Origin of the sequence: Cyclobacterium roseum (assembly GCF_010119225.1) — a bacterium.
Taxonomy (GTDB): Bacteria; Bacteroidota; Bacteroidia; order Cytophagales; family Cyclobacteriaceae; genus Cyclobacterium; species Cyclobacterium roseum.
The window spans coordinates 311,319-332,312 of sequence record NZ_WNKF01000005.1 but is presented as its reverse complement, the minus strand read 5'-3'; the positions used below and the strand labels follow the sequence as shown (position 1 = coordinate 332,312).

Below are 20,994 nucleotides of genomic sequence, written 5' to 3'. Positions count from 1 at the left end.
TCTAATCAAACCTATGAGCGGCATCCAGGATACTCAGTACCTTCTTGTCCAAGGTCCACAACTGATAACCGTTATTAATTACTGGTTGCATGATTGAAGCGTCCATCAGGCCCATCCCTAGATTGTGAAAATTATTGTCGTTGGCAAAATGAGAAGCCCGTAACATGGAACCACGCTCAAAATCCAGTTTTGGCAAAATCTGCCAATAGGAAAGTACCAGTTCTTTGTCTTTTGGTTTTTTGACCCCGTAGAGGAGCTCTGCAAAGATGGGTTCAATAACGGCTATCTTCCCGGCTTTCAGTAACGTCAAAAAACGGGCAGTCACCGGATCATTTTGCTTCAGGAATTCTATCCAGATACTGGTATCAGGAACGATCATGTCTGTTGCTACGATTTCTCACCTTCTCTGCAGAGTAGCCCTCCTGAAAAGTGACCGGGCTTTTGGACAAGGTAGCATTTAATTTTTCGATCCTTTTCAAGTACAGCCAGTCATTCAGTGCTTTTATCAGGCTGTCGGTGATGTTTTTACCTCCGGTAAATGCTTTCACATCCGCTATCATATCATCAGGTAATATTGCAGTCACTTTCATAGTAATCAATTCGTTGGAATTTTAATTATTTATCCGTCATCAATATAGTATTGAAAAATACGAAAATACTATACGATAGGTTATTCTATTTTCAAGTCGCTGTCAAATTAATCGGTTACGACTTTTTTACCTTAAATCAGGTTTCTGCCCTATTACAAAGGTAATGGAGCGTTGTGCGGGCCGAAGATTTCCTACATGTTGATCAAACCCGCAGACCTCAGTTCAGCCCTAAGCGCGGTTAATCTGGAGTAAATGGAATAAATCTTTGTTGCCAGGTCCGCGGCCTCCTGCTGAATACCGGGGGTACTCGCAGCTATTTTCAGTAATTGGGCAATCCTTTCATAAAAATTCCTCCCGCGTTCATCGATGAGTAGTTCCTGTATTTTCTGATCCAACAGGCTCAAAGCAGCCTTTGGGTCGCTTTGAATGCAAGGAGTCATTATTGCCACAATATTCCACCGGTCGGCATGCTGCCGGGCATAATTTATTGCCTGGGTGTATTTCCCGTCCATACAAAGTGCCAGAACATAGGCCGGCCGATCCCAATGGAATTTTTCAATATACCGCATCCGTTCTTCCATTCCCATCAGTTCCTGAAGTACCCGGTAGTAATTTTCCGAAAATTTTCTTTCGTTCAAGCGTATCGTCACCTGCTTGTACAAGTTGGGATCGTCAGAAGGCTCTAATACGTCGAAATACCGGCTGGCAAATTCTTCCTGAAAAAGCCCTTCCGACCAGAGCGTTTTTGCTATGCGTACAAACTCCTGTTTGTTAGCCGTTTTGTAATGGTCCAAGAGTGCGCTTGCTACCTGTCTGTTTTTTTTAAAGAAAATCAGGGCGGTTTTTTCCCAGGCTTTCAGGCCACCAGCTTTTCGGTGCAATTCAGAAACCAGCCAGGGGAGGGCATCGATAGCCTCTTTTTGCTCTAGCACGTCAAGTAGGATGTTGGCCTCTGCCCCTGAGTGAATGAGGAAATAAAGATACGATTCGAAAAAGGGCAGTAGTTCATGATCATCCGAAGGGGATTTCTGATGCTGATCAATTAGCACGGAAGCAATGGTGAACAGTTGATCGTCGGCAGCATGTAGGACACTGAACAGGGGGACACAATCCTGCAGGTGCTGATCGAGTTGATTGAGCATGGAGCTCACCGGATCGGGCAAAGTTTCGTATTCATCGTCGAGCTCGGCTTTTGTGCAGGCCTGGTGGAGGCTGAACATGTATAAGAAGGCCAGATCGACCTGTTTTTCGGTACAGTACCTTTCTACCTCCGCTACATGAATGCCAATGATCCTGCTGATCTCGCCTTCGGCCATGTGTTCCATGGCCTCATACTCTGGGATATACCCGTTATGAGGGGGGGTATACTCCTGCCAATCAGGCTCATTGATATTCATAGATTCAAGGTCCGCCCTGATGAGATCAGCACTGGCCATAATAAAATCATCCGGGTCGCGGACGGTCATTTTCAAGGTTTTACCCGAGGGTTTCAAGTAAAAACCCAGGAATTCCTCTTTGAGCTCCGGGTATTTTCGGAACACTTCCTCAAGGAAAGCCAGCTTTAGCTGCTCACTGGATTGTTGGTAGAATTGGTCGAACATGGGAATTTACCCTATTTATGTTACTTGCATAAGCTTCCACTAGCCGCTTTTGAGCTTGGGAAGGAATTAATTTAAATCCCCAGGACTATTGGTTTTCGTAATCAAAGGCCATCATTTTCTCGATTAAAGCTTTCTCTGCGCGTTCGAGGGCATCTGCTGTTTCCCCTTTGGTATGAATAAAGCCCCCTGCTTGAAGCGAAATAAACGTGTCTACTCCCGTCAATCCTTCGTCTATAATGGGATCTGCCTTTTTGGAATCTTCCTCGGATAGTTTGGCTCTGATGCTACCAGCAATCAGGTTGGCATTATCACTGATGGAAACAGCCAAGGTATCCATCAAACTGAATGTTCGTGATTGGTTTGAAGTGATGCGCCAGTTGAGGATGGCTTTGGCAAGGCCGGGAATCCATTTCGCCCGCAATGCCATTGGTGCTACCAGGCAGGGACCGAATACATTTTTCGACTCAATCCAACCCTCTTCCTTCAGTTTTCCGATCGTAGAATCAGCCATTTCCGGCTCAAGCTGATTGGTACTGACAGAAAAGAGCCTCCGTAAATCTATGGCAATGTCAAAGACAAACAGTCCTGTTGCCCGCTCTGCAGGATTCAACCATTTCCTTCCCAAACTTCTATCAGTATTACCCTCAGTTTTCAATACAACATCGATTTCTTCTTCAGTAAGTATATTTCCTTTTTCGTCGCGAATAATTACGGCATTGTTGGGCCGCTCACTTCTGTCGAAGGATCCTGCTTCTCCACCACTTGAATCCATACCGGCCAATAATGGATGTAATGCACGCATGGCAGAAATGGATAGCGGGCTTCTTCTTTTAAGGGTTCTTTCTCCCCCACCTTTTGAGGCTTTCATCCAACCGCCAAATAACTGGTCAGCGTAGGTTGGATCACAAGTTCCATAAACCTCACCTTCTTTGAGCTTTTTTTGCTTATCCACTTCAAACAAAAAAGTAGTGGGGGATGGGGTTTGGTCAATTGCTTCGCAAAGCGCGTCAATCAAGGACCGCTTTACCTGCTGCCCGCTAGAAAAAGGGATTCTTTTGTTGAACTGAACGTCATAATAATACTTTTGGCCACTGGCTACATTGAAAACAGTGTGTTCGGCTCTCTTTAAAGTTCTTATGTAAATGGTATTCATGTTTTAACTATTTTTGGATTATGATTTCTTTTGTTGATATGCGTAATCGAACTTAAGAAGCGTTAGGAAGTAGCCAAACTCTTCGTTCGTCATCAGGTGTATTTCATCCTTTAGTGTTTTGAGGGACTCCAAATCTTCCCCATCCAAATCCGGAATCATTAGGGTCAAAGACTCGATAAATCCCCGTTTGGATTTGGATGTGAACAGCTCCTTTTCTACCAGTGTGACCCTTGACATTCCTTTTCCGGTATTTCTATACCGCAATATGACCTCAGCCATTTTAGGGGTATAGTCTGTAATTTCTTCTTTGTTTCGTGTTAACATAGCGACTAACCAGGTTTTGTATGCTTGATAATTAATTGTGTCTTCTTCTTTTTTGAAGGATAGATTTTTGCCATCTGTCATGTATTTTTTCATGCTTTCAGGGCGAAGTGCTTGTAATCCTATACTTCCCAATTCACAGGCCCGTTTGATATGCATCCCGAACAGGCTTTCAAACTCTTTTTTGTTAGTTTTAAAGTTTCCAAAGAGTTTTTGATAAACCTCTTTGATATTTTCTCCAGACTTTAGTTGAAAAGGAATAAAGCCAATGGTTTTATTTGTCTGGCCAAAACCATAAACATATCCCATCATCTCAGCTTTGGGAAATTGTGTTGAAAGACTAAAAAACAACTGGCTCCAGCTTACTGTGGATACTTCTGCCATGGTTGTATCCACTTTGAATATTTTCTGGTTGGTCAGTTCTGAAAAATCAAAATCTTCCCGGTATTCCTCAGGATTTAGCGAATAGGTCAACCACCGCCCGTTCCACGTGTTGATTTGATTTCCCCGAAGTTTTTCCAAAGTAGGATCGTTCAAATACTTTCGATAAATTTTCCAACCCTTGAAGGTTTGAAGAGTAATACTGGGGTTATCAAAAAGAATGGAAAAGCCACCAGCAACGGTAATCCCCAAGCCGCTTCCAATCCAGGATAGGTAAACTTCATCTTCATTCGCCGGTATAACCACATTACTGACTAATCCGGAAGTGCTCGCATACTCCTTAGACTCGGAAGCCGGATACCCCAAAGCAAAACTCGCATCAGGGATTTCATTTTTGGCTTTTTCGAAAAGGTTTTCGAGCTTTTCTATTCGTTGGTCGATTGAAAGTAAATGAGGCTTTTGTCCGCTTTTCATTTGTACAAAAGGCGAATTGGTTACCCATTGCATGTATTTTGGATGGTTGTAAAACAATTCCCAATACTCCTTTTCAAAAAATGCTCTAGGGGACAGCTCTTGGCCATTTTTTTCATTATATGCATTGAGAAAAGTCCTACCTATTACTGCTGTGATCATAATATTTGGTTATTTACGTCAAAGTTGCTTTCCCTTATTTGCTTTACATCCAAGCCAATTTCAAAATCATACGCTTTATCTGGGATGATAAAGGGCTTGTTGCCATTTTGTGCTTGGTTCATTCCCTTCACTGCAAAATACCTTACCGGTATTTCCATTTCCAACCTTCTTTCGAAACTCGCATTTTCATATGCTTCCAAATCTGCTTCACAAATACAGGATACTCCGTCAATATCTAGCAATTCAAACAAAATCGATTTGCTCCGATGTGTAAGCTTGTCAATGGAAATTTTACCATCTGATTTAAATACAGCATGTTCTTCTATATTCATAAAATCAATTGCGGGAAACACATAGTCAATTTTCCCCTGCAAATCCCGCTCTTTTAAAACTTGGTTGTCCTCCAAAACATCATAGGACCTTTGGAGTACTTCCACATCATAGGGCAGGGAGTCGTTTTTATTTTCCCAAGGAGCAATTACAAAGACTGGCTTGGTTTTCCCTATGGTGTCCTCGGTTCTTCTTCGATTAATCCGCCCAAAACGCTGAATCAATGCATCTATTGGGGCAGTCTCTGTCACCATTAGGTCAAAACTGATATCCAGGCTTACTTCTACGATCTGCGTGGATACCACTATGCAAGCTTCGGAAGAGGTGTTAAATTCTCCGTTCTGATTTCCTTCCTCATCCAAGCCAAGTAATTGTTTTTCTTTAAAATTTCTATCAGCTCTTTTAAAGCGGCTATGGAGCAAAAGAATCGGAGTATCCGGATACAATTCTTTTAAATAGAGATAGGCTTTTTGCGCTCTGGCAACCCGATTATAGACTACCAATACTTTCTTTTCCTCTTCAATCGCCTGATGGATAAAGGGCAAACTTTCTTCAAACGAATTGATTTTGTATAGAGTGTGCCGGTCAAATTTATCCAGCTCCTCAGGAGTTAGTTTTTCCTCTAAGATATCATCGCCCAATTCTTCGACTATTTTCTGATATAGCTTTGTTGGCATAGTAGCCGTTCCTATGTGAATGGAACAGCCCAATTGCCTGAGAATCTGAACTAGTTTTAGTACTATTGCCTGAGAAACGCCTGTATAGGTATGGATTTCGTCCAAGATGATATCACACCCTTTTAAGTCAAGCAACATGGCTTCGTAACCTTTCATTCCGAAAGCAATTGCAGCCAATTGATGCGGTGTCATTATTTTAATCGCCGAACCGAACAGTGGCTGCAAAACGCTCTCCTCTTCCCTGCGATTCTGCCGGACCACCATGGAGGCGGCATGCAAAACCCTTATGTCAAGATCCGGGTTGTCCGCTTGCAAATCCTTGGACACCCGCTTAAACATGGCATTGATAGACGCTTGAAACGGGAGCGTATAAAACACACGGCCTTTTGTCCTCTTGAAAAGATAGTCCGTTTTCCCCGCACCCGTACTGGCCACAACAAGGGTATGTTTCTTTGGAGAATCGGTTTCTTTCTGTGAAAGAGGGTAAAGGGGATGTGTACGGTTAAAAAAAGTAAGATTGGGTACACGAAAAGCTTTTTTAAGGTTTTCCTCGGTCCTATTGATTAGAGCTGATGCAAAGTGATCCGCCCCCATGAGCAACCCTCTCCACTCCGCATATCCCCTAATTTTCGTTTGTTTCTTACAATAGGATATTGCGTAGGAAAGATTTTGTCTCGCTACTTCTTCACCAAACGGGCTACAGGGAATTTCGAGATCAGTTAGTAGTTTAAAGGCATTTGGTGACCATTGATCCCAATTGCCCAGATGGTAGTCGATATAGTCATATCCGTTTTCCAAATCCAACAACCCCTTGTCGCCAGAATCATTTTTGGCTGATTTGTGGTGAGCAATGACCATATCCAATAAAGCTGGGTATTCTTCTTTAGGGAATATAGATAGGAAGAATAATGAACATATTTCATGCCTAAAAACTTTGGTGTACCTCCCTTTGTCTTTTACCCTTTTTTGAAATTCAGGATGTGCTTTCCCTATATCGTGAAGAATTGCACCATTGAATGCCACGGATTCTTCCATTCGCAAATAGTTGGCAAAGGACTGTGCCGCAAAGGAGACATGCAAAAGATGGTCTCTTAGCGGAGTGAATTCAGGAGCGGACTTTGCGAGTAGTTTTTCCATTAGAAGGATGAAACCGGTTTGCCAACGACTTTTATCCATCCATACATAGGCTCATTTGTTATTCGGTGATAGCCTACCAGAAATGATTTTTCAGTTTTTTCGAAGACTAATTCGAAGCCTGGGAACCTCTCTTCATCCTGTTGAAATGACTTTTTACTGGCCTCAATTAAATTATCGGGATACAACATATCTTCATTCCTGCAAAGACATACATGTTGTTTTTTTGCGTTTGCCGCATCGCCTTTGGATGTAAAAGCCAAATGGAGGATCGGATTTTGCAAAATGCCCCGTATCAATATCGCCTTGGGTCGTTCGAAGAGGAACTCTTTGCCTTTTCTGGTTGCATTCCATCCTCTGGTTTGAATCACCTCCTGTTGCCCTGACACTTGATCGTATGACAGTCTGTGACCTGCTATTTTCTGTATGCCTGAAATGGATAAAAGCTCAGGGAATAGCTTTTTTTCAATGCCCTCTATTATGGAAGGGGTCAAAAACTGCTGGCTAAACGTCTCACTGTCTCTAACAGCCGTCCAGGGCTTAATAAAACCAAATGGGCCGGAATATTTTACAACATAGTATGTCATTTTCTCATTATTTTAATGCGCCAAATCCAATACCGGTGGAGTTACCTATTCCCACGTTCCATGCGAAAGCAACCTGCTCCGGAGTTCCTTCGACAATGACTGGGCACATACTGGCTTTACAGCCAATGCCATTGTAATCAATTATTTTTGTTTTGGGATTGTGATAATTGTGGTCAAAAGATACCCTTACTCCTTCGGAGCTCAATCCGGCTTTTTCCAGCTTTGTTTGGAGGGTTTGGGTCAATAGCCCCGAACTTTCTGGATCCTTGAACAGGTAATAGTGAACCCTGTGTCCTTGATTCCGCTTTATGAACACGGGGCTGTTCAGAAAAAATTTCTGCCTGGTATCAAACGGAGGTTCCTTCACAATAACCAGGTCCGTTACATGCATCCCAAAGTTGATTTCCGGATCCTCCTGGATATTGCTGACTAAGGTTTTGAGCAGCGATGCGTCAAAAGCACTGATGCTCCATTCGGCTCCGAGGGAAAACTTCAGCCCTTCTTTTACCATCTCGCCACCCTGTAGCCAGGATAAGGAATAAAGGGATAGTTCATCATGCTCTTTATTATTTCCCAGCCACTTGTGAAACCTGCCCACCAAAAATTTTTGGTAGTTGAAAGGGACCAGGGTCTTGGCGGGTGATGTCTTTAAGATTAATCTCATTTTACTGAATTTTATAATGACAGCCGAAACCTGCTTTTTTGGTGAGAAAGTAAATATAGCTAAAAATTCCTATAACTCTTTAATCTTTAAATAATTTTTTACTACCTTTGAGTGAAATCCATTCAAGGTATTGAAAAATAACGCTTTACTCTTTAGAAAGAGCTTAATCGCACCATCTTGGATTTCCCGGAGGAAAAACAATTCCTCCGGTCCTTTATTTATGTAAAAGCCAGGCAAATATGGATATAGATTTTTCAGGGTTAAGTGAAAGGAATGGTGACTATCCGGACAGGATAACTCAATCTGAAATACTTTCTGTATTGGACAATCCCAGGCACAGGCTTTCCACGCTGGAAGACTATCCTCTGAAAGATTTTTATACCATTGCTTGCGGATATAGTTCCAAAAAAAGGATCTTACTGATTGCTTCAAATATTGAAAATCTAAAACGCAAAATTCTTCAGGTGAAAGTCGCTGATGAAGAGGAAATAGAACATTTCTATTGTGCCGGGTAATAGAATTACAGTATATTTGAGGTATGGACAAAAAAGCAAAAAACCTTAACCCCTTTGCACAGGCTAGTACCAATGAAGAAAGGGAGCAGGTGTGGAAATCACTAAAAGCCGTGGCGAGACCTGTTTCAAAGAAAGAAGGTGAGCGGTTAATGAAGGAAGCCATTCGACTACAGTTGGAAAACAACAAATAACTTTTCATTTTTCCTTCTTTTATTTTCTATCTTTCTCTTACCCCCACACAACCAAATCCCTGACTCCCCAAATGCCCGAATCCGGCATTTGTCCATGGTGATTCATCCTACCCGAATCCATGACCACATGGTAGCCTTCAAATGAAATTCTGGAAAAAGTAAATAGGCGGAAGGAACGGCCAAATGGCAGGTAGCCTTGCTGGTGTAAAAAGTCACCTAAGCAGCTGTCTGCCCGGTCTATGGTTTTGTAGATCAGGGAGGAAAGTTCGTATTGGTAATTGATTGGGAGAAGCGATCCCGCCTCTTTTTGAAGTGTAATTAATAACCGCATGTCTCGTTTATAGGAATGCCCGTTGCTACCGGAAGGCCCACACCTTCGGCCCGTGATTCACAGCAGTGAAACCATTAAAAGAACGAAATAAGAAATAGGTAGTTGGGGAAAATGGTCGTCCTCGATCGAAATCAATATCGGGAAAATGGAAAAGAAATAAAATACCGGGATCGGGGTATTTTTTCCGAATTTTTGTTGTAATGTTTTCTTGAGGCATGGGTGATCATGGAGACGATGCATTGTGTTCTGGAAATGAACCAACTGCGCCGGAAGAAATCAACTTATTCTCTGTTCTCGAAGAATTCTACCCAGCCTTCCTGAAAGGACTGCTGGGTGTCCCGGCTCCACTCCCTCGAATGAAAATAGGCCCTTAGCGTTTCGTTTATTGGAGTGATGGACACCTTTTCCAGTTCATAGGGCGTTTTCATATCCAGTCCCAGCCACTCTCGATAGGAGCGGTATTCCGGATGTTTTTTGTTATCGATTGCATCACAAAAATCCTGGTACCCCCAGGCACCGCCTACATCTTCTGGAGGACACTTTCCATAGGCGTCCATGCAAATGGGAATCCCCTTGAATTCAATTAGATCCTGCTTTGTCGGCTTTAAGAAGCTGATCTTATGCCACAAGTCGTCCCCGAAATCGTACCAGTACCACAGGTTTTTCCTGCCAATCCGTTCCATGTAGTCTCGTTTCAGTAGAAGCCTGTGAGCTTCGTATTCATAGGGTAGTGGTTCCTCGTACGATTCAAATGCGCCAAAGCTGGCAATCAGTTTCGGTCGCTGCCGGGTATCCATAAATTGGAACAAGTGACTGAACGTCCAGCCCATTGCAATTTGGAGAACAGCGTGCAGTTGCATCATATTGATATAGTCGGGGACCAATAGTTTTCTGTACACCCCATGAGGCATGTTTTCAAGCTGAACACCCAGTTTGACGGGGTTTAATTGAATGTTTGAGGAAGACATAGATTTATACCGTTACTGAACCGAAGCCCTCCGCAAGTGAGCCGGCAATTCGAAATGTCGAAAAAAAATTGAAAAGGTGTGTCATATGGGTGGGTTGTTTTTGGAAATTTTTCGGACAAGGCCAATACCTCAAGTGCAAATCGCTTAAGCCGCTCCCTGATATCGATTTTGTAGTTGACCCAATTGCTGTTTTCCATCCTAGTCGGATTTAAGATTGAAGAAAAGAGGTTGATGAAGATTGGAGAAAAGAGATTGAAAAAGATTGGAGAAAATAGATTGAACAAGATTGAAAAATAGGCCAATCTCCCTTTCAATCTCTCTCAATCTCCCATCAATCTGACACCTGAGCCTGTCGAAGGAAATCCCCTCAACCCGGCACCGAACAAGGCCCAATCTCCCTTTCAATCTCCTTCAATCTCCCCTCAATCTGACGCCCGAGCCTGTCGAAGGCCAATCTCCCCTCAATCTAAGGCCGTATAATCGTTCCGTCAAACTTCCTTACCGTCCAGTTGGAGCGGGTATGCATGGGGTATTTTTTGGCCAGGTCCTCGTTGATGTCCACACCCAGGCCCGGAGCTTCGTTGACCCACATGTAGCCGTCTTTCATGGTCGGTGAACCAGGAAAAATTTCCCGGGACAGGTCGGAAATGCGTGCGGCTTCCTGAATGCCAAAATTCCATACCGCCAGATCAATATGCGCATTGGCAGCATGCCCTACCGGTGACACATCCCCAGGGCCATGCCAGGCAGTTTTGATCCCGTAAAATTCCCCCAGCCGCGCTACTTTCATGGCCGGACTGATGCCTCCGATTTGGGAGATGTGGATGCGGATATAATCAAACATCCGATTGGTGATCGGTTCCTTAAATTCATTGATGTTGTTAAAGAGCTCGCCCATGGCCAGCGGTACGGTGGTGGCTTCCCGCAGGGCCTGAAACCACTCCATCTGCTCCGGAGAAAAGGGGTCCTCTATAAAAAAGGGATGGTAAGGTTCCGTGCTTTTAACCACCCGAATGGCATCCATGGGTTCCAGTCGCTCGTGGATATCGTGCAGCAATTCCACTTCTTCACCACATTGCCGGCGAACAGTCTCAAAAAGCCTCGGTACATCCCGAATGTATTTGCCCTGATCCATGTATTGATCGCTTTCCCGGCCATAATTTTGTTTTTTGAAATCCGGCTCTCCGGTAAGGCCGGTTCCACCATAGCCTCCTTGCTGAATGCGTACATAGCGGTATCCCTCCTCCATGTAACCGGACACCTGGTCGGCAGCAGCTTCCGGGGTGTTGCCGCTGGCATGGGTATAGCAAGGAACAGCGAAACGAGATTTCCCACCTAATAGTTGGTAAACAGGCATATTGGCCCGCTTGCCTTTGATGTCCCAGAGTGCCTGATCCAGCCCGCTGATGGCGTTGTTCAGGACGGGGCCGTTGCGCCAATAGGAACTGACAAAGGCGGATTGCCACATGTCTTCAATATTGTCTACATCCTTGCCCACGCAGAAATCCTGCAAGTATTTTTCAATAGCTGTAATAACAGCAAAGGCCCGCTGCGTAAAGGTGGCACAGCCCAGTCCGTATAGCCCGGGTTCGGAGGTTTCTACCTTTACCACAATGAGATTGGAGCCACTGGGGGCAGTGCCTATGGCGCGTACATTGGTGATTTTTAAGGGCGGAAGACCATTTAGAGAAGCTGGCTTTTCGCTGTCTGTCCGGGCATTAGCTTTCGGAGCCATACCTAGTAATCCAGCGGCGGCACCCAGGCCCAGTCCTTTGAGTAGTTTTCTTCGGGTAGTGTTTGTCTGAAACATGTTGTTGATGGGTTTATTCCAATAAAATAATATGCTATGGTTGCAGCGATTAATTTCACCAGTCCACTACGGATCCGTCTCTCGGATCGTAGGTTTCGGGATTGGTCCAGTGGTGTCCGATTTTATCCGCCAGTGCATCTTCGTCCAACGCTATGCCCAGTCCCGGTCCCTGGGGAAGCAATACCGTGCCGTCAGATTCAAGTTGAAACGGTTCTTTCAGATATCCTTCGCCCAGGGAAACCTGCTCCTGAACCAGAAAGTTGGGTATGCTGGCTGCCAGGTGCAGGCCGCAGGCCAGGGAAATGGGGCCCATGGGATTGTGCGGGGCGATAGCTGCATAATAGGCTTCTGCCATTCCCGCAATTAACCTGCCTTCCGTAAGCCCCCCTGCATGACAAAGATCTGGCTGTAAGATGCTGGCAGCCCCTTTTTCCAACAATTCCCGAAAGCCCCATTTGGTAAAGATTCGTTCGCCGGTGGCGATGGGCAGGTGTGTGCTTCGGGCAATGTCTACCAAAACGTCCACATTTTGGGCCTGGCAGGGCTCTTCGATAAACATGGGCTGGTACGGTTCCAGTGCTTTGATCAGCACCTTTGAGGTCTGCGGAGAAATGGCCCCGTGAAAATCAATGCCAATGTCCATTTCCGGGCCGCCGGCTTCCCTCAGCGCGGCAAAGTTCTCCACCGCATGGTCGATAAACGCTGGGTTTTCCACCATCCGGGCGGGCTGTTTTTTGGCTACCCCGGTTTTGATGACCGTGAAGCCTTCGGCCTTGCGTTTCTTCATGTCTTCGGCATTGCTAGCCCTACCGTAAATCCGCACCCGGTCACGGGTAGGACCACCGAATAGTTCGTAGACAGGAATTCCCAGCAGTTTGCCCTTAATATCCCAAAGGGCCTGATCGATGCCGCTCAAAGCAGAGGTCAGGATCGGACCACCTCTGTAAAAAGCGTGGCGGTAGATGGCCTGCCAATGATGTACCACCCGGCGGGGGTCTTTCCCGATCAGATAGGGTTCAATTTCCTGGATGGCCGTCTGAATGGTCAGCGCCCGCCCTTCCAGTAAGGGCTCTCCCAGGCCGACAACTCCAGCATCGGTATGGATTTTTAGAAATATCCACCGGGGTTTGACCAGAAAGGTTTCCAGTTTGGTGATCCTTACCTCATTTTTTCGCAGGCTCTGTGGATCGGGCTGCCGCGCATAGGAGGATAGGGGTAGCATCAGGCCGGCACCTGCCATCCCCAGCACCGATTGTATGGCTGTCCGGCGGGACACGGAATTGGAATTTTTGCTACTGGTTTTCTTTAGTGGGGGTTTCATAGGGTTGGGAGATTTTGGGTTAAGTGTATGCTATTTTTACCAGTTGTGAATGGCTCCGTCCGGACTCTTTAAATAGGGATGTGTAAATTCCGTATTTTTGATTACCTCAAATAGGAAGTCTGCCTTGTCGGGATCAAAAGTGACCCCTAATCCGGGCCGGTCATTGAGGTGCACTTTTCCTTCTCTAAAATCAATGAAATCTTCATTAAAATAAGCGGGTTTTTCCGGTTCTCCGCCAGCCAGCTCAATCATGCAGCGCGTTGGGCTGGAGGAGCCCAGCACATGCACCAGCGCCGCCGTGGAAAGGGGGCCGGTAAAGTGGGGAATGATGCCCACGTAATGCGTTTCGGCTATGGCAATGATTTTTTTCAGCTCCGAAATGCCCCCGGTATTGGGTAGGGTCACACGGCTATAATCGATCAGGTGGTTTTCCATCAGTACATTGGTATCCCAGCGGTCACCAAATTGTTCGCCTACTGCAATGGGCACCTTGGTCATGTTACGGATGGTCCGGTACACTTCCGGGTTCTCCGATCGGATGATGTCTTCTACGAAATAGGGTTCCAATTCTTCCAGGGCATCGCAAATTTTGATGGCTTCCGGGGTATCAAAACGGGTATGCAAGTCCACCGCCCAATTGCCGTTGCCTCCCACTGCCTTGTCCAGTTGCTCACAGAGCGCGATGGTTTTTTTGCTGTGTTCGTAAAAATCAAAGGGCAGCTCTCCATTGCCTCCGGTAGGCCCGATGCGGTAGCACCTCAAGCCAGCCTCCAGGCAGTCCTGCGCTCTTCCTTCCATGGTAGGGGCATTGGATCTTTGAAAACCGGTAGCGTAGCATTCTACGTAGTTTCGGGTTTTTCCGCCCAGTAGTTCGTAGACGGGAACATCCAGGGCCTTACCTTTCAAATCCCAAAGGGCCATTTCAATGGCTCCAAGCCCATGAAGTTTTTCTTTTCCGGGCGGATAAAACATGCCCCGGTACAGGTATTGCCAAAGGTGTTCGATGCGGAAGGGATCTTCGCCGATCAGCATTTCTGCACATTGCCTTACCATATCCGGAGTACCACCTTCCCCTATACCGATCAAGCCCGAGTCAGTTTCTACTTCTACGATGCCTCTAGCCTGATTAAATAATGGTTTGTTGTAGCCGGGAGCGGCGTGGTAGCGGATTTTTTTGATTTTAAAATCAGAGCGGGCATGGGATATTATGGGAAATCCTGAAAAAGCCGCCATGGAACCTAATGCTCCCAATTTTATAAATTGTCTTCGTTGCATGGGTTATATTGGTAATCAGAGGTAAAATTTTTTATAATCTTCTAATAAATACTGAAAAATGCAAATTCAATATTGCAAATGGGGCTGTTCGTTTGCGCAAGGAAGATTTATTCTGCTGGCACATGGCACTACTAAATTCCCAAAACCCATGATAGCAATTCAATTCGGGTTCTAAAGGGATATAATTCATAGCCCTTCCCGTCGGGAAGAGTGGGTAATACTGTTAAATTTATAATTATTTCAAAATAATACATAATTATTTTGGTTATAAAATTCCTAATTTTGCACTGTATAAATTTCATAATTCCATGAGGATAAAATCATGAAAGATAAACCTAAAAAAGGACAAGAGCATTTGAAAGGTAAGTTGTCACAGTTAAATAACAATCCCGACGAAAACGAAAAAGGAGCTACATCCAAAAAGAAAAAGGGAATCCTTTCTAAGATGAATGGTAATCCTGATAAAAAGAAGTGATAACCCTTTCTTCTCTAACTTTCATTACGAATGTTTCCAATGCTGACTATCTAGGCGAAATAGTAGAAACAACTAGGCTCCTGAATTCCTAAAAATTGTCAGTTCAATCATTATAACCAATCCTAAACGATATGTTCCACCACGTAAAAGAATTACAATTTAATGCAAGGGTTTCCAAGCCGGATGTACGGTTCGCGAAGCTATTGCTAGAGTAATTTGGCGGGCCAAACGGAGAACTAAAACTGCTGGGACCGACCGAACGGAGAAATCAGTTCAAGCTGCCAATAAGAAATTGAGCACCAGCAAGAAAGAAAAGGTGGACAAAGCAACTGCTCCTAAGAATGGCGTCATGAGTTGGTCGGTTTATCAGGACAAAAAATAGTCTTATTCCCGGGAAATACTTCTAACAGGTCAACTAGAGAATCGAAAAACTTATAACGTTTCCAACCGATGAAAATCCCTTTTAGTTGGCTACTATCCACATAGAAGCTGTTGAAGAATCAAATTAAATCAATATAAGATGAACAATATTTTTAAAGGGCTTCTAGCAGGCTACGGTGCAGCAAAATTAGGAGGTGGCTGTTTTGGGACAATCGTTGTCTTTTTACTCATCTACTTTCTTTTAGGCCAATGTAGCTAATAAGCAATACAATAATTACAATCAACTAATCCTAACCAATTAATACCATAATTTACAATGAAAAATCTCATAAATTTTAAATCAATCCTTGTCCATTCCTTTTGGATGGCGGGGTTAATAGTCGTAGTATCTGCTTGTTCGGATAATAAAACCGTAGATTCAAACGAAGTGACAAACCAGGAAAAAGTCAATACAATGGCTGCAAGTGATCATACCATCGTGGTAATCGAAAATGATAATGACACGACATTTTTAAGGAAAGCAGCAGAAATGCAAATGGAAATGATCAACTTCGGAAAATTGGCTCAGGAAAAAGGCAATTCAGCTGAGGTAAAAGAATTTGGTAGGGTAATGGAAGCGGAAAACACCAAATCCCAGACTGAAATCAATGCGCTGGCCCAGTCAAAATCGATGTCCTTGCCAGGATCAGCGACAGACGATTCCATGGAGGCCTACAATGACCTTAATGAAGAAACAGGAAATGATTTTGGCAGGAGCTATAGCGATAGAATGGTTGATCAGCATGAAGATGCGATCGATTTATTTGAAAACGCAGCGAATGATTCTGAAGATCCTGAAATCAAAGCCTGGGCATCCGAACAACTCCCAACACTTAGGAATCACCTAAAACTAGCCGAAGACAGTAAGGAGAAAAGCGATAATCAGAACTCTTAATTGGATCGAAAAAAGGCTAGAATGATATCCATTTATGTGCAACAGACCCGGTTTGTTGCACATTTTTTATACCCTTACGACTCAAAGTGCGGGTTGCAAATTTGGATGTACCGGCGATGGGTTTTCTTAATTCAGGATATTGAAATACCATTAGTAACGGCCTCACTATTCCTTCTTGTTGCTTATTAGTTAAAAGTATATTTCAATGCAAACGAAGGTTGTATCATGTTAAACGCTGACCTTATTGGTGTCAATATCAAATCTCCCTGCTCACTATAGGTAGCACTGTCCCTGCTCAGGAAATCCATTTGGCTGGTATTAACATAGTTGACCTTCACCTCCAGAAAAGTATCCTTACTTTTATTCAATGCTACCATGATCCCTGCCCCTGCCTGAACCATCAAGCCCCAATCATGGTATTCGGTGCCCGAGGCAATGGGGTCGGCCAACCTGTTTTCCCGGATGCGTGAGCGGGTAAACGTATGGATCCCGCCCATTTGCCCTTCCAGAAAGGGCTTGAAACGGGGATTCAAATCAGGCATCAACCGGACTACTCCCATAAGGTTAACATAATTGTTGTTTCTTCGGATGCGGAACCGTTGGTTTACGCCAGGGAAAATATCCCTTCTCTTGATCACCGACGTTCCATAGCGTCCATACCCTAGTTCCGCTCCAATGACAAGGGGGCTGCTTTTTATGCGATGCAAGCCGCTGGCACTCCATTCCGGGACGACATTTATCCCTGACTCCCTGTCGAATGTTCCGGTGGGAATACCTGATTTAAGATGAATGCCACCCAATAATTGCTGCGCATTCCCTTTCTGAATGGTAAAGGAGATGGAGAGGAGGACGAATAAGAATAGCCGAGGTTTCATGGTTTCCAATGGTTTAGGGGAGCGGTTTTATTTCATAAACTATACGAATAGATTAGACGCTTGGTTTTTTTTAAAAAAATAATAGCGGATCAAATTCTTGATTGATCGGTAAAACCCGATTGGCCTCATTGCTGTAATTAAATCGTAAAAAATAGGGTTGGACTTGTCGCATTTTCCTGCTTTTCTACGTATGGTCAGTGAAACCAAATCTGGCTGATGATGAACAGACAACTCCATCTGACTTGTGTCCTTTGTTTTCTTAATCCAGGATAAGCACAGCGGCGCCATTCTTTTTATGGGAAAACTGGGCGATCCTTCTCTGCTGAATTAAATCAGGGATTAACTTAAATGCTGAGATCATAGAGTTGGCCTGATATTATTTTTAAAGCTGGGCCAAATCATTCAGGGTTGGTGGTAAAGGGTTATCTACCAAACTTAACATAGGTCAATGCAGGTATCAATGGGCATGCTTTATTTTGTATCGAACTAAGTGGATGACAAAATGATGCATTTTAAATTTAATACCGGAAAATTACCTTATTGGCCAGCTATCAGTACTATCCTTTGGGTTTTGGTCCTCTTTTCTTTGGGTACGGGAATTTACGATTGGTTCTTCCACCAACGGCACCTGGATTGGCATGAGCAGCTTGACTTTATCATGCTCAACGGGTTTGCTGATGCAGTAGGATTTTTCTTGGTCTGGTTATTTTTAAGGTGGATGGCTGAAAAACTGATGAATAAATCCATCGAATTAACCGTTAAGCCTTCGGAGTCTGAGGAGCATTAGGCCTTTCAAATAAATTATGTCTTCGTGATACCTGCAGCCCATTTATACCTTCCAGGGAAAAAATTACCATGAACGTTACTTTTTCCGGTAAGCATTGTAGCACATGGGGTTCGTTTTGCGTCTGGGGAATAACCGAAACCCGATATTACCATGAAAAATTACTGCTTTCTTTTCGCTTCGCTTTGCGGGTTGTTTTGGTCCTGTAATGGGATAACTGGGGAAGATGAACCACTGAAACCCAGGATTCGGACCCTTCAACTGGCAGAGAATTCTCTGGTTAACAGTAGTTCTGCTTTTGCAATGGACCTCTTTCAGCAGCTACAAAGCAGGGAGGGGCCCAACCAATTTTTCAGTCCGTACAGCATTCACCTGGCACTTGCCATGGCCATGAACGGAAATGAGGGGGAGACCTTGGAACAATTCAGGCAAGTACTCCATTTTGAAGGTTTAGACATGGAGGAGGCAAACGAGGCGGCCGGTACCCTTACCCGGTTTTTGATGGAATTGGACCCAAAGGTCCGTTTAGCTATCGCCAATGCCATTTGGTACAAGCAAGGGTATGCCCTTGATGAAGGCTTTGCCGGTAGGCTACGAGAAGCCTATGAGGCCGAATTGGCTTCCCTGGACATGTCCAATTCTCAGGCAGCCGACATCATCAATCAGTGGATTGAAACGAATACGGAAGGACTGATCAAGGATATGTTGGATCAGGTTCCGGCCAGTGCGGTCATGTACCTGGTCAATGCCATCTACTTTAAGGCAGACTGGAAGTACCGATTCGATGAGAAGCAAACGAAAAAAGCTCCTTTCACCACCTCCGATGGGTCCGAGGTGCAGGTCGATATGATGCAGTTAGCGGAGGCCACTGCCCTGAAATTTCGGAGGGGAAATGGAATGGATTACCTGGAAATTCCCTACAGTACCGGGCAGTATAGCCTGGGGATTTTGACATCGGATGAAGGATTGCAAGAAAAGCTGGAAGGGCTGGACCTGGAAATGTTGGCGCGGTTCAGGGAAGAGGCCAGGGAAATGAATTTTCTGCTGCACATGCCGAAATTCAAAATGCGCTACAAAGTGGATAATCTGAAAGAAGACCTGATAAGCATGGGGCTTACACTTCCTTTTCAAAGCCATCCAGGTAATTTTACTCGTTTGTTTGCCAACCCTACCGGTCCGTTGAAAATCAGTCGGGTGATCCACGAGGCCCTGATTGAAGTGGACGAAAAAGGAAGCGAAGCGGCAGCCGCTACCATTGTGGAAATCATAGAAACAAGTGCCGGAGGAGGACCCTCTTTTTCAGAGTATAAGCTGGACAAACCGTTCGTATTTTTTATTCAGGAAAACCATAGTGGTGCCATCCTTTTTATGGGAAAATTGGGTGACCCTTCCCTATTGGATTGAATCCCGACCCGTTTAAAGCCCGGAGAATAAGTCCGTTTTTTCCTGGTCGATGGTCGTTAGTTTTTTTTCCAGGTCGCGGACAATTTGAGGGTGGCTTTCCCGGATATTTTGATGGGGTATCGGTTTCTCCTGATTGTCAAACAGATTGATTTCCAGGGTGTCTCCGCTCGCTTTGTCGATCCATACCATCAATCGGTGATCCCGGGTGCGCACCGTTTTTCCTAGTACTCCCCAGGCATCTCGCTCTCCAACCACGTACTCCTTGAGCGGGGCTTCCGGGTTATCCAAAGCCGAGGTGAAACTTGTCCCCTCCAGGTGGCCGGGGGAAGTAATCCCGCACAAATCGGCAAGTGTAGGGAATATGTCCACGGTCTCCACCAGCCCATGAGCTGCTACACCGGGTTGTGTCATGCCGGGCTGCCTGACAATGAGTGGGCTGTTAAGGGCGATATCAAAATTGGTATGCTTGCCCCAGATGCCGTAATCGCCCAGATGCCAGCCATGGTCTCCCCACAAAACCACAAGGGTGTTTTCATCGAGCCCCAGTCGGGTCAATTCATCGAGGACTTTTCCTATCTGTGCATCAACGTAGCTAACCGCTGCCAGGTAGCCGTGTTTGAGGATTTTTTCCCGTTCTGGTGTGATCTTCCAGCCCAGGGTATCGCCTGGCCAGGTGTAGGTTCCCCGTGGTTCGTAGCTGTCGCGGCCGTAGTGAAGGCTTAGGTCGGAGGTAACATTTTCCGGCATTTCCTGGTAGTCGGAAGCGGGGATGTTTTCGGGATCGTACAAGTCCCAATAGTGTTTGGGTGCATTAAAGGGTAGGTGGGGTTTGTAGAATCCCACAGCCAGAAAAAACGTGGAGTCTTTGAGATTCCGCAATTGCCGGATGGCTGCTGCAGCATTGTGCCCATCCGCATAGCCCTCGTCGTCGACCTCCGCAGCCTCGAAGGGGGGCAGGCTGCGGTTGGTTGGCCGGCCGTAATAGCTTGTCCGGGCCTTTCCTCCGGCATAGGAGAAAAAGGCACTCCAGGGTTCTCTCCATTCTCCAACGGGAGCATAGGATTCATCCCAGCTGTAGGGCACCTCGTGTATGGTTTGCAGTGAATCCATCACGCCACCGGGCTGGTGGGAAATCTTACCGATACCAACGGTTTGGTACCCGTTTTCTTTAAAGAGCTGGGGCAGGGAAAAAATGTTGGCCGGTTTCGATCCGGATTCCCGGATGGTTTTGAAAATGTCCCAATTGGTGGTCCGTGTTCCGGAAAGCAAGGTGGAACGGGATGGCCCGCATGCCGCCGCATGGACAAAGTGGTTGGCAAACATTCGTCCTTCCGATGCCAGCTTGTCTATATCTGGGGTGTGCACGTAGTCAACGCCATAGCAACCCAATTCCGGACGTAAATCGTCTACGGCAATAAACAGCACATTGAGTTTTTCCTTTTTTGCCTCCCGATTTTCACAGGCGAAAAAAACAAGGGTGCCTAAGGTCAGGCTGGTTAGGAGTAATCGGGTGTTCATAACTTCCTCTCAGTCGGTTTTCGTGCTAAAGTAACGCAATTTGGTTACAATATAATAGGAAGCAAAGCACCTGGATATTACTGGCCGCTTACTGGGTTCGAAATCCCGGATCGCAAAAAAATAGCTTGAGCCGGGGTATCC

21 protein-coding genes are annotated in these 20,994 nt (G+C 45.2%); 6 read left to right on the top strand and 15 right to left on the bottom strand.

The genetic code is table 11. The features are described from left to right. Window position 1: 1 nt before the first annotated feature. The 8 genes from GJQ68_RS10065 to cas6 all read right to left on the bottom strand — a co-directional run bounded on the left by GJQ68_RS10065 (window position 2) and on the right by cas6 (window position 8,071). Complete coding sequence (locus GJQ68_RS10065) at window positions 2-379, bottom strand: PIN domain-containing protein (protein WP_162417155.1); 378 nt, start codon at window positions 377-379, stop codon at window positions 2-4. After that, window positions 366-590, bottom strand: coding sequence for a DUF2191 domain-containing protein (locus GJQ68_RS10060; RefSeq protein ID WP_162417154.1), 225 nt, complete (start codon window positions 588-590; stop codon window positions 366-368). Before GJQ68_RS10060 ends, GJQ68_RS10065 begins: the two co-directional genes overlap by 14 nt. A 191-nt stretch (window positions 591-781) precedes the next feature. Further along, window positions 782-2,191 (bottom strand): hypothetical protein, encoded by a 1,410-nt coding sequence (locus tag GJQ68_RS10055; protein ID WP_162417153.1) that lies wholly within the window; start codon window positions 2,189-2,191, stop codon window positions 782-784. A gap of 85 nt (window positions 2,192-2,276) precedes the next feature. Next, the gene (locus GJQ68_RS10050) at window positions 2,277-3,344 is read right to left on the bottom strand and encodes a CRISPR-associated protein Cas7 (protein ID WP_162417152.1); all 1,068 of its coding nucleotides are present in this window, start codon (window positions 3,342-3,344) and stop codon (window positions 2,277-2,279) included. A gap of 18 nt (window positions 3,345-3,362) precedes the next feature. Further along, window positions 3,363-4,679 (bottom strand): hypothetical protein, encoded by a 1,317-nt coding sequence (locus tag GJQ68_RS10045; RefSeq protein WP_162417151.1) that lies wholly within the window; start codon window positions 4,677-4,679, stop codon window positions 3,363-3,365. Further along, the gene (gene cas3, locus GJQ68_RS10040; protein WP_235941269.1) at window positions 4,676-6,862 is read right to left on the bottom strand and encodes a CRISPR-associated helicase Cas3'; all 2,187 of its coding nucleotides are present in this window, start codon (window positions 6,860-6,862) and stop codon (window positions 4,676-4,678) included. Before cas3 ends, GJQ68_RS10045 begins: the two co-directional genes overlap by 4 nt. Beyond that, window positions 6,823-7,407 (bottom strand): hypothetical protein, encoded by a 585-nt coding sequence (locus GJQ68_RS10035; RefSeq protein WP_154858654.1) that lies wholly within the window; start codon window positions 7,405-7,407, stop codon window positions 6,823-6,825. Before GJQ68_RS10035 ends, cas3 begins: the two co-directional genes overlap by 40 nt. Before the next feature lie 7 nt (window positions 7,408-7,414). Further along, complete coding sequence (cas6, locus tag GJQ68_RS10030; RefSeq protein WP_162417149.1) at window positions 7,415-8,071, bottom strand: CRISPR-associated endoribonuclease Cas6; 657 nt, start codon at window positions 8,069-8,071, stop codon at window positions 7,415-7,417. Between the two features lie 239 nt (window positions 8,072-8,310). Between cas6 and GJQ68_RS10025 the strand changes: the two genes are divergently transcribed. Continuing rightward, entirely contained in the window at window positions 8,311-8,586 is a 276-nt protein-coding gene (locus GJQ68_RS10025; RefSeq protein ID WP_162417148.1) for a hypothetical protein, read from the top strand. Window positions 8,587-8,609: 23 nt separating this feature from the next. After that, the gene (locus GJQ68_RS10020) at window positions 8,610-8,777 is read left to right on the top strand and encodes a hypothetical protein (RefSeq protein ID WP_162417147.1); all 168 of its coding nucleotides are present in this window, start codon (window positions 8,610-8,612) and stop codon (window positions 8,775-8,777) included. 37 nt (window positions 8,778-8,814) lie between these two features. On the opposite strand, the gene GJQ68_RS10015 is transcribed toward GJQ68_RS10020, so the two are convergent. The 5 genes from GJQ68_RS10015 to GJQ68_RS09995 form a co-directional block, all read right to left on the bottom strand. Further along, window positions 8,815-9,108: a hypothetical protein gene (locus GJQ68_RS10015; protein ID WP_162417146.1), complete on the bottom strand. Its 294-nt coding sequence runs from the start codon at window positions 9,106-9,108 to the stop codon at window positions 8,815-8,817. Between the two features lie 281 nt (window positions 9,109-9,389). Further along, on the bottom strand, window positions 9,390-10,076 hold the full coding sequence (locus tag GJQ68_RS10010) for a plasmid pRiA4b ORF-3 family protein (RefSeq protein WP_162417145.1): 687 nt from the start codon (window positions 10,074-10,076) through the stop codon (window positions 9,390-9,392). Window positions 10,077-10,542: 466 nt separating this feature from the next. Beyond that, on the bottom strand, window positions 10,543-11,886 hold the full coding sequence (locus tag GJQ68_RS10005; protein WP_162417144.1) for an enolase C-terminal domain-like protein: 1,344 nt from the start codon (window positions 11,884-11,886) through the stop codon (window positions 10,543-10,545). 55 nt (window positions 11,887-11,941) lie between these two features. Then, window positions 11,942-13,207 (bottom strand): galactonate dehydratase, encoded by a 1,266-nt coding sequence (gene dgoD / locus GJQ68_RS10000; RefSeq protein ID WP_162417143.1) that lies wholly within the window; start codon window positions 13,205-13,207, stop codon window positions 11,942-11,944. 36 nt (window positions 13,208-13,243) lie between these two features. Next, a complete protein-coding gene (locus GJQ68_RS09995) occupies window positions 13,244-14,482 on the bottom strand; it encodes a mandelate racemase/muconate lactonizing enzyme family protein (protein WP_162417142.1) in 1,239 nt (412 codons plus the stop codon). Between the two features lie 322 nt (window positions 14,483-14,804). On the opposite strand from GJQ68_RS09995, the gene GJQ68_RS09990 reads away from it, so the two are divergent. Then, a complete protein-coding gene (locus GJQ68_RS09990; protein ID WP_162417141.1) occupies window positions 14,805-14,957 on the top strand; it encodes a hypothetical protein in 153 nt (50 codons plus the stop codon). Window positions 14,958-15,654: 697 nt separating this feature from the next. Next, window positions 15,655-16,272, top strand: a complete 618-nt coding sequence (locus GJQ68_RS09980; protein WP_162417140.1) for a DUF4142 domain-containing protein — start codon at window positions 15,655-15,657, stop codon at window positions 16,270-16,272. Between the two features lie 185 nt (window positions 16,273-16,457). On the opposite strand, the gene GJQ68_RS09975 is transcribed toward GJQ68_RS09980, so the two are convergent. After that, on the bottom strand, window positions 16,458-17,147 hold the full coding sequence (locus tag GJQ68_RS09975) for a hypothetical protein (RefSeq protein ID WP_235941267.1): 690 nt from the start codon (window positions 17,145-17,147) through the stop codon (window positions 16,458-16,460). A 502-nt stretch (window positions 17,148-17,649) separates the two neighbouring features. Between GJQ68_RS09975 and GJQ68_RS09970 the strand changes: the two genes are divergently transcribed. Together GJQ68_RS09970 and GJQ68_RS09965 are read left to right on the top strand one after the other, a co-directional pair. Beyond that, a complete protein-coding gene (locus GJQ68_RS09970) occupies window positions 17,650-17,934 on the top strand; it encodes a hypothetical protein (protein WP_162417139.1) in 285 nt (94 codons plus the stop codon). 150 nt (window positions 17,935-18,084) lie between these two features. After that, window positions 18,085-19,335: a serpin family protein gene (locus GJQ68_RS09965; RefSeq protein ID WP_162417138.1), complete on the top strand. Its 1,251-nt coding sequence runs from the start codon at window positions 18,085-18,087 to the stop codon at window positions 19,333-19,335. Between the two features lie 12 nt (window positions 19,336-19,347). On the opposite strand, the gene GJQ68_RS09960 is transcribed toward GJQ68_RS09965, so the two are convergent. Beyond that, window positions 19,348-20,853, bottom strand: a complete 1,506-nt coding sequence (locus tag GJQ68_RS09960; RefSeq protein WP_162417137.1) for a sulfatase — start codon at window positions 20,851-20,853, stop codon at window positions 19,348-19,350. Window positions 20,854-20,994 lie beyond the last annotated feature (141 nt).